This window comes from Thermostichus sp. OS-CIW-26 (assembly GCF_054058395.1).
Window position 1 is genome coordinate 2,501 of the sequence record NZ_JBSSAG010000060.1, and the last position, 2,785, is coordinate 5,285.

Below are 2,785 nucleotides of genomic sequence, written 5' to 3' on the forward strand. Positions count from 1 at the left end.
CGGTACTGGTTCACTATCGGTCACGCAGGAGTATTTAGCCTTACGAGATGGTTCTCGCCGATTCACACGGGATTTCCCCTGCCCCGTGCTACTCGGGATCCGGCCGGCGCCTTTGAGCTTTCGGCTACAGGACTTTCACCTTCTCTGGTGCAGCATTCCAGCTGCTTCCCCTAGCCCGCCGGCTGCCGTTTGGCCGTCCCACAACCCCGCCCAGCCGTAGCTGAGCGGTTTAGGCTCTTTCCCGTTCGCTCGCCGCTACTGAGGAAATCACTTTTGTTTTCTTTTCCTGCGGCTACTAAGATGTTTCAGTTCGCCGCGTTCGCCCCTTTGGCCTATGGATTCAGCCAAAGGTGACAAGGCTTGCGCCTTGCCGGGTTGCCCCATTCGGGAACCTGCGGATCACCGCTTTTGTCCAGCTCCCCGCAGCGTTTCGTCGGTAACACGCCCTTCCTCGCCTCTGCGTGCCTAGGTATCCACCGTGCGCCCTTAACTGACTTGACCTTTTCACCTCACGTAACATTGGTGTTCTACCTGCCTCATGCCCCCAGGTTGCTGCTGCTTCCCCCAAGCCAAGGCTCGGAGGGCTCAACCCAGAAGCATGCTGCTCTCTTGCTATGCAGTTTTCAAAGTGCTGGCCGGCTCAACCCGGCTGGAGGCTTGTGCTCGGACCCAAACCCCTAGCCCGGTCGTCAACCTATCCAACTGGAGAACCCCTTCCCGGCTCCTCACCAAAGTGGTGGAGGTAAGCGGACTCGAACCGCTGACTTCTGCCGTGCAAAGGCAGCGCTCTACCAGCTGAGCTATACCCCCAGTCCAGACTGCACCCACCCTCTGGCTTTGCCCTCAGCTTGGCCAGCTCGCTTCTAGCTTGCTAGCTCTCCCTTCTCCAGGACAAACAGTGGGCCATCCTGGACTCGAACCAGGGACCTCACCCTTATCAGGGGTGCGCTCTAACCACCTGAGCTAATAGCCCTCCCCTCGGTTCCCCTCCAGAACCTCAGTCAACCATCCCTTCAACCCCGACCGACCTGGGATAACCTTTGCTGGCCTGAGGGTGGTCTAACTCCCCTCAGATGCCCCAAGGTAGGTCTCCCTAAAAGGAGGTGATCCAGCCGCACCTTCCGGTACGGCTACCTTGTTACGACTTCACCCCAGTCACCAGCCCTGCCTTCGGCGGGTGCTCCGACTTCGGGCATGGCCAGCTCCCATGGTGTGACGGGCGGTGTGTACAAGGCCCGGGAACGTATTCACCGCAGCATGCTGATCTGCGATTACTAGCGATTCCGCCTTCACGCAGGCGAGTTGCAGCCTGCGATCTGAACTGAGACGCGGTTTTTGGGATTGGCTCACGCTCGCGCGCTCGCGACCCTTTGTCCGCGCCATTGTAGCACGTGTGTAGCCCAGAGCGTAAGGGGCATGCTGACTTGACGTCATCCTCACCTTCCTCCGGTTTGTCACCGGCAGTCTCCCTAGAGTGCCCAACTCAATGCTGGCAACTAGGAACAAGGGTTGCGCTCGTTGCGGGACTTAACCCAACATCTCACGACACGAGCTGACGACAGCCATGCACCACCTGTGTCCGCGCTCCCGAAGGCACCCCCACGTTTCCGCAGGGTTCGCGGCATGTCAAGCCCTGGTAAGGTTCTTCGCGTTGCATCGAATTAAACCACATGCTCCACCGCTTGTGCGGGCCCCCGTCAATTCCTTTGAGTTTCACACTTGCGTGCGTACTCCCCAGGCGGGACACTTAACGCGTTAGCTCCGACACTGACCGGGTCGATACGGCCAACGTCTAGTGTCCATCGTTTACGGCTAGGACTACTGGGGTATCTAATCCCATTCGCTCCCCTAGCTTTCGTACCTCAGCGTCAGTTGAGGCCCAGTTGCGCGCTTCCGCCTCAGGTGTTCTTCCCGATCTCTACGCATTTCACCGCTACACCGGGAATTCCCGCAACCCCTACCTCACTCTAGCCGGTCAGTTTCCAGGGCCTTCCCACAGTTGAGCTGTGGCCTTTAACCCCAGACTTGACCAGCCGCCTACGTACCCTTTACGCCCAATAATTCCGGATAACGCTTGCCTCCTCCGTCTTACCGCGGCTGCTGGCACGGAGTTAGCCGAGGCTTATTCCTGGGGTACCGTCAGCTTTCGTCCCCCAGAAAAGAGGTTTACAACCCAAGGGCCTTCCTCCCTCACGCGGTATTGCTCCGTCAGGCTTGCGCCCATTGCGGAAAATTCCCCACTGCTGCCTCCCGTAGGAGTCTGGGCCGTGTCTCAGTCCCAGTGTGGCGGGCCATCCTCTCAGACCCGCTACGGATCGTCGCCTTGGTAGGCCATTACCCCACCAACTAGCTAATCCGACGCAGGCTCATCCTCAGGTGGATTGCTCCTTTCAGCTTCCGCCTGTATGGGGTATTAGCAGCCGTTTCCAGCTGTTATCCCCCGCCTGAGGGTAGATTCCTACGTGTTACTCACCCGTCCGCCACTGACACCCGAAGGTGTCCGTGCGACTTGCATGTGTTAAGCATACCGCCAGCGTTCATCCTGAGCCAGGATCAAACTCTCCGTGTCGATGCAAGAGCTTGTCTCTGGAAAAATGGAAACTTGACAGGGTTGAATATGCAGCCACCAGCCGACTCAGGGAGCCTGCTGTGCTGCTTGGCGATGGTTGACTGAACGAGTTACTTGTCAAGGTTCTGGGGCGCCGGGGCTGGGTGGCCTCATCAGCGCTTTACTACCCTATCCCCACCCCCACCACCCCGTCAAGATATCCAACCCAAAATTTTT

Annotated in this window: 2 tRNA genes and 2 rRNA genes (1 of these 4 only partly in view); all 4 read right to left on the reverse strand. The window is 58.5% G+C overall.

Features of this window, described 5'->3' with window-relative positions:
* Positions 1–501, reverse strand: a 23S ribosomal RNA gene (locus ACVW0C_RS14035) (it extends 2,308 nt beyond the left edge of the window).
* A gap of 233 nt (positions 502–734) precedes the next feature.
* Positions 735–810, reverse strand: a tRNA-Ala gene (locus ACVW0C_RS14040).
* Between the two features lie 89 nt (positions 811–899).
* Positions 900–973: transfer RNA gene (locus ACVW0C_RS14045), tRNA-Ile, on the reverse strand.
* A 123-nt stretch (positions 974–1,096) separates the two neighbouring features.
* Positions 1,097–2,569, reverse strand: a 16S ribosomal RNA gene (locus ACVW0C_RS14050).
* Together the 16S and 23S rRNA genes with 2 tRNA genes alongside form the textbook arrangement of a ribosomal RNA operon.
* Positions 2,570–2,785: the final 216 nt, after the last annotated feature.